The organism is uncultured Paraglaciecola sp., assembly GCF_937123705.1.
Lineage (GTDB): Bacteria > Pseudomonadota > Gammaproteobacteria > Enterobacterales > Alteromonadaceae > Paraglaciecola.
In genome coordinates this window covers 1-5,299 of sequence record NZ_CAKZKO010000003.1, presented here as the reverse complement: position 1 = coordinate 5,299, position 5,299 = coordinate 1, and the positions used below count along the sequence as shown (strand labels likewise).

Sequence of the window (5,299 nt, the reverse complement as noted above, 5' to 3'; positions counted from 1 at the left end):
TTGATTATCATCTAAACCAAGATGAAATCGGCCCCGAAATAGTTACAAACCTACAAGTTCATTGGCATCAGCAAGTGCCAACCATTGTAAACTCGGCAGATCATAGTGAAGCAGTTCGAAACAACAGTGTAGAAGCAGGGTTTTCTTTTATACCTAAACCCGTGAAATATGGAGCACTAAAACAATTAATAAGAAGAAGTTTATTTTAAGATAGAATCACTCAGTTGACTCGCCCATCACCTGTTTAAACACCACGCCAGCTTGTGTGCGATTAATCAATTCCAATTTCCTTAGTATCGCTGAAACATGTTGTTTAATAGTGGTTTCTTGAACTTTTAATTCATAGGCAATTTGTTTATTTAACAAGCCATCCGCCAACAAGGTTAATACTCTAAATTGATGAGGAGTCAGTTTGTCTAATTTAGCCGAGAACTCTCTATCTTTTGAACGTTCTTGTGAAGGTAGGTCATTTTCCATTGAATGGGGTAACCAAATTTCTCCTTCAAGCACCTGTCTGACCGCTTGAGCGATATGCTCTAATGATGCTGATTTAGGAATATAGCCACTTGCACCAAAATCCATAGCTCGGCATATAGTAGATGTGTCTTCAACGGCAGATACCATTATGACTAGCACCCCTGGATAGGCATTTCGTAAAAAACTCAATCCAGTGAGGCCTTGATTACCTGGCATATTCAAATCCAAAAAGACAAGTTCTACTTCTGGATTTTCATTTAGCAGTTCACAGGTATCCTGAAAATTAGCTGCTTGCAGGATCTTTCCCCCTAAAACAGACTGAATGGCTTGTAACAAAGCTGACCGAAACAACGGGTGATCGTCGGCAATAATCGCTCTCACTGACATTCAATATATCCTGTAGGGTAAATTTGCAGTTATCTGGCATTAAGCCTAGATATTCTCTTTAAGTCCATCAATTTTCTATTAGTTTTGGCTGATCCAAAAATCAGAAAAGCGGCCGAAGCCGCTTTTTAAGAAATGAAAATATATTTAAAAACGATAACCCACTGTTAGACTCACTGTCAGCGGATCTCCAAAGTAACTAATTAGCGTGTTATCTCCACCTAGACCTGGAGCGTAACTTCCATCTGGATTAACGGCTACAAAGCTATAACCCCCAACTTTATATTCTTCGTCAGTTAGGTTTTTACCATGTAAACTGGCATACCAATCGCCATCTTCACTTTGCCAGCTAACGCTCATATTCAGCATGCCATATCCATCTTGAAACAATAAATCACTGTCTTCAAATAGTCGATAATCATCACGGTAGTAATAGTTTGCGTTAAACACAACATCACCAACTTCTGTTGCCATCACATAGTTCAATGCAAAGTTAGCGGTGTATTCGGGCGTATTGGATATGCCAATAAGTGGTGGTACGGCATTATTTTCTTCAATTTTTGAATCGAATGTACCGAGCGCAAAATCAACACTTAAATTGTCTGTCGCAATATAAGTGATGTCTGCCTCAATACCGGGTCCCGATGTCGCGGCGACATTAGCCAGATATTGATTTAATACCGATGCATCTTCACTTGGTATCACCCCAATATATTGGCGATCTTTATGATCAAGTGAGAACAACGTAATGTTGGTTCTAAAGCTATCCGACCAATCACTTTTCATACCCACTTCAATTGAATCAACAATTTCTGGATCAGCTGCCGGTTCATTAACAGTGGCCCTTGGGTTAAAGGTCCCTGATTTGAACCCTTGGGAATAACTGGCAAAGAACATTAAATCTGGATTCGCTTGATACTCTATACCTACTCTAGGAGTAAACCGTGACCAACTTTCTTTGGCTGGCGCATCTAAAATGCCATCGTTATTTGTATCCTCTCCCAAGACTTGCGGTACTGGATTATCAGACTCTCGCACATAACCTGGTACCCAATTTGATTCTGGATAATAATTTTCAAAAATTAGACCGTTGGAAACATCAGCTTGTTTTTCTTCATCAGTAAAACGCGCGCCCAAGGTAAACGAGAGTTTTTCATTAATATTGTAAGAAGCTTGGGCATACGCAGCGACACTTTCACTATTGTTACATCCCGAAACCTCTCGAGTTAAGCCTGGTGTTCCGAAGGCCGCACGCCCTAAAAACCCTAAAATCGCCTCAAATTGACCACAAGACTCACCATCATAAGCGTACAAACCACTCACTAATGAAAAGTCTCCATCTTGATAATTTAGCTGTAATTCATGGGTGGTGTTCTCATCATCATAAATAGCTGGCACATCAAAAATATCTAACGGGGTATTATCAAAATCGATATTAGTAGGTGAATAACTTTCGCGAGACGAACCAATGTATTTTAGTGACATATTGTCACTGATATCCCACCGAGCGGTAAGGCTGAAGCCTTCAATCTCTACCTTATTAAATGTAGGTAAACTGGTATAGGAATCAAATACGCTGTCGGGTACAGGTGCATCTGTCAATAAACTGGGTAGTAAACGATACCCACCTTTGGCATTCGATTTATCTTCAGTTTTATCCCAAGCTAAACGGAAAAATAAGTCTTCGCTCGGAGTAAACTCTAAGGTCAAACGGGCAGCAGACACGTCCTTATTGTAATTTTCTAGATCCTGATTGGGTAAAGCTGACTGTAAAAATTCGCCATAACCATCACGACTCAAGTCAGCGTAACCAAAACCAATGTACAAAGTATCTTCGACTAAAGGATATTGGCCTGTCAGTTTAATATCTCTCTGGGCATAACTGCCTACTGTGCCTTGAACGTTTAATTCTGGGGCACCACTCATGGCTTTGGTGACATATTTAACCGCGCCACCAACAGTATTTTTACCGTACAGAGTGCCTTGTGGACCACGCAACACCTCAATTCGTTCAACATCCAACAGATCCAGCACCGCTCCTTGAGGACGAGCTACATACACATCATCAATATAGATACCCACGCCAGGCTCATAGCCCCAAAGTGGATCTTGCTGACCGACTCCGCGAATAAACGCGGTCAAGGTTGAATTGGTTCCGCGACTCGTTTGCAAGGTGGTATTGGGGGCAAATTGTTGAACTTCTGTCAGCACCGAAATACCTTTCTCTGCCAATTCTTCGGCTCCAACAGACGTCACCGAAATAGGTACTTCTTGCAAACTTTCCACCGTTTTACGGGCAGTGACTTCAATTCTTTCTAAGCCTTGATTATTTTGTTCTTGGGCTTGTGCCAACATCACTGGGCTCATTAGAGCCACACTTACGGCTATGGAGCTTAAAGTTGGAGTATAACTGCGCTTAATCATGAGGTTTCCTTTTTGAAAATCATTGGGCATTTGTTGGTACGGTCGAAGCAAGATTAACCCAAAGATCAAAAAAGGTATGCTGTACCATAGTACTATGGTCAATTTCTGCCAATTTGCTCATTATGTCCTTACTCGTTAAACAGCGAGTTAATATTCTTGCATTTGTAACGCTTCGGTCAAAGCGATTCAGACGATTAATAATTACTAATAAATTTATTTAACTGTTTGAAACTTCAGTTGTTTTATTACAAAGGACTACTCAATATGGTGAGCTTTTTAGGACTGGTTGGCGGACTCATCCTGCTAATCGTACTAACAATACGTGGCATCAATCTATTTATAGCCGCCCCACTCTGCGCCCTCATTGTGGCCTTAACCAGCAACATCCCAGTTTTTATTGGAGAAACTAACTTTGTAGCTACTTATATGGCTGGGTTTTCTGGTTTTATTGCTTCGTGGTTTTTTATGTTTTTGCTCGGTTCTTTGTTTGGCAAGTTTATGGAAGACAGCGGCGCTGCCGATTCAATTGCAAGGTGGATAGTCAGCAAGTTAGGAATGAAACACGCTGTATTAGCAGTCGTTTTAGCTTGTGCTATTTTGACTTATGGTGGAGTCAGCGTATTTGTTGTGGCTTTCTCTGTTTATCCCATGGCATTAAGTTTGTTCAAAGACGCCAATTTACCAAGGCGTTTTATTCCTGCTGCTTTAGCTTTTGGCTCAGTCACTTTTACTATGACTTCTGCCGGCTCTCCAGAAATCCAAAACTGGATCCCCATTAAATATTTGGGTACCTCACCCTTTGCAGCTTGGGAAGTCAGTTTAGTGGTCGCCATTTTTATGGCGAGTTTTGGTTATTGGTGGCTAAAACGTATGATCACTAAAGCGGTAGCCCAAGGTGAAGAATTTGAACATAGAAATACCGATCCTGATATTCCAGAGCGAGACTTTCCTCATCCGATAACAGGTCTAATTCCGTTATTAGTAGTATTAACTTTATCTTTCTTATTACACGAATCTCTGCAACAACTGGCTTTGATTATTGCATTAGGAGGCGGAGTGCTAACCCTACTGGTGATTAATTATCGCCATTTTCATGACTTACAGAATGCCATTAACCTTGGTACCACTGGCGCCTTAATCGCCATTGGTAATACCGCTGCCGTAGTTGGCTTTGGCACTATCGCTAAATCCACCATGGCGTTTCAATCAGCAGTTGAAGTGATGACCCAATTGCCTGGCAATGAGTTAATAGGCGCAGCTGTGGCCGTCAGTGTGATTGCTGGATTAACAGGCTCTGCATCGGGTGGCCAAGCCATTGCTTTGCCGTTATTAGGCCCGCACTATTTAGATCAAGGGGTTGATCCTGAAGAATTACATCGGATCGTATCTATCTCTTCTGGCGCTTTGGACTCCTTACCTCACAACGGTTATGTGGTCACAACAATCCGTGCTATCTGTAATGAAACTCATCAACAAGCCTATTGGGCAGTAGGTGCGTTAACTGTGGTTATTCCAATGATTGGTTTAGCCATGGCAGTATTACTATTTAATTGGTTTTAATTGAGACAACTATGTATCTACGATTTGTAAAACACTTTAGCTGGTTAAGCATTCTTTGCTTCGCATCATACTCTTTTGGCTCGGAAACAACGCTACTGACCAGCAAAAAACAGTTTGAACTCGCTCAGTTTACAACCTTTGCAGGTAAAACCATTAAACAAGTTAAAGTGGGTTGGGAAAGTTACGGTCAACTCAATGCAGATAAATCTAATGTCATCTTGATTACCCATTATTTTACCGGTAACTCACATGCAGCGGGAAAATATCATAGCAGCGATAAAAATGTAGGTTACTGGGATGCCATTATTGGCCCCAATAAGGCGATTGATACCAACAAATATTTTGTTATCAGTGTCGATTCACTGGCTAACTTGGGTGTTCATAATCCCAAGGTAATTACGACTGGTCCTGCTAGTATCAATCCCGATACAGGTAAGCCTTATGGGCTAAGTTT

At 41.2% G+C, this 5,299-nt stretch carries 4 protein-coding genes and 1 pseudogene; 3 read left to right on the top strand and 2 right to left on the bottom strand.

Annotated features, from left to right (window positions below):
* A partial coding sequence (locus tag Q0688_RS00200) for a hypothetical protein (RefSeq protein ID WP_299071405.1) occupies nt 1-209 on the top strand: 209 nt, incomplete at its 5' end.
* A gap of 7 nt (nt 210-216) precedes the next feature.
* Here the strand turns inward: Q0688_RS00200 and Q0688_RS00195 are convergent.
* Both Q0688_RS00195 and Q0688_RS00190 read right to left on the bottom strand, forming a co-directional pair.
* Nucleotides 217-864, bottom strand: a complete 648-nt coding sequence (locus Q0688_RS00195; RefSeq protein ID WP_299071402.1) for a response regulator transcription factor — start codon at nt 862-864, stop codon at nt 217-219.
* Nucleotides 865-1,008: 144 nt separating this feature from the next.
* On the bottom strand, nt 1,009-3,285 hold the full coding sequence (locus tag Q0688_RS00190; RefSeq protein WP_299071399.1) for a TonB-dependent receptor: 2,277 nt from the start codon (nt 3,283-3,285) through the stop codon (nt 1,009-1,011).
* Between the two features lie 264 nt (nt 3,286-3,549).
* Here Q0688_RS00190 and Q0688_RS00185 point away from each other — a divergent pair, with 264 nt between their 5' ends.
* Both Q0688_RS00185 and Q0688_RS00180 read left to right on the top strand, forming a co-directional pair.
* Nucleotides 3,550-4,845 carry an SLC13 family permease gene (locus Q0688_RS00185; RefSeq protein ID WP_299071397.1) on the top strand — a complete coding sequence of 432 codons (1,296 nt, stop codon included), beginning with the start codon at nt 3,550-3,552 and terminating at the stop codon, nt 4,843-4,845.
* A gap of 11 nt (nt 4,846-4,856) precedes the next feature.
* Nucleotides 4,857-5,299: pseudogene (locus Q0688_RS00180) on the top strand (homoserine acetyltransferase); the annotation flags it as partial.

Bases quoted from the DNA above. Each gene is read 5' to 3' on its own strand.
- Q0688_RS00195 (WP_299071402.1), bottom strand. From the start codon at position 864: ATGTCAGTGAGAGCGATTATTGCCGACGATCACCCGTTGTTTCGGTCA.
- Q0688_RS00190 (WP_299071399.1), bottom strand. From the start codon at position 3,285: ATGATTAAGCGCAGTTATACTCCAACTTTAAGCTCCATAGCCGTAAGT.
- Q0688_RS00185 (WP_299071397.1), top strand. From the start codon at position 3,550: ATGGTGAGCTTTTTAGGACTGGTTGGCGGACTCATCCTGCTAATCGTA.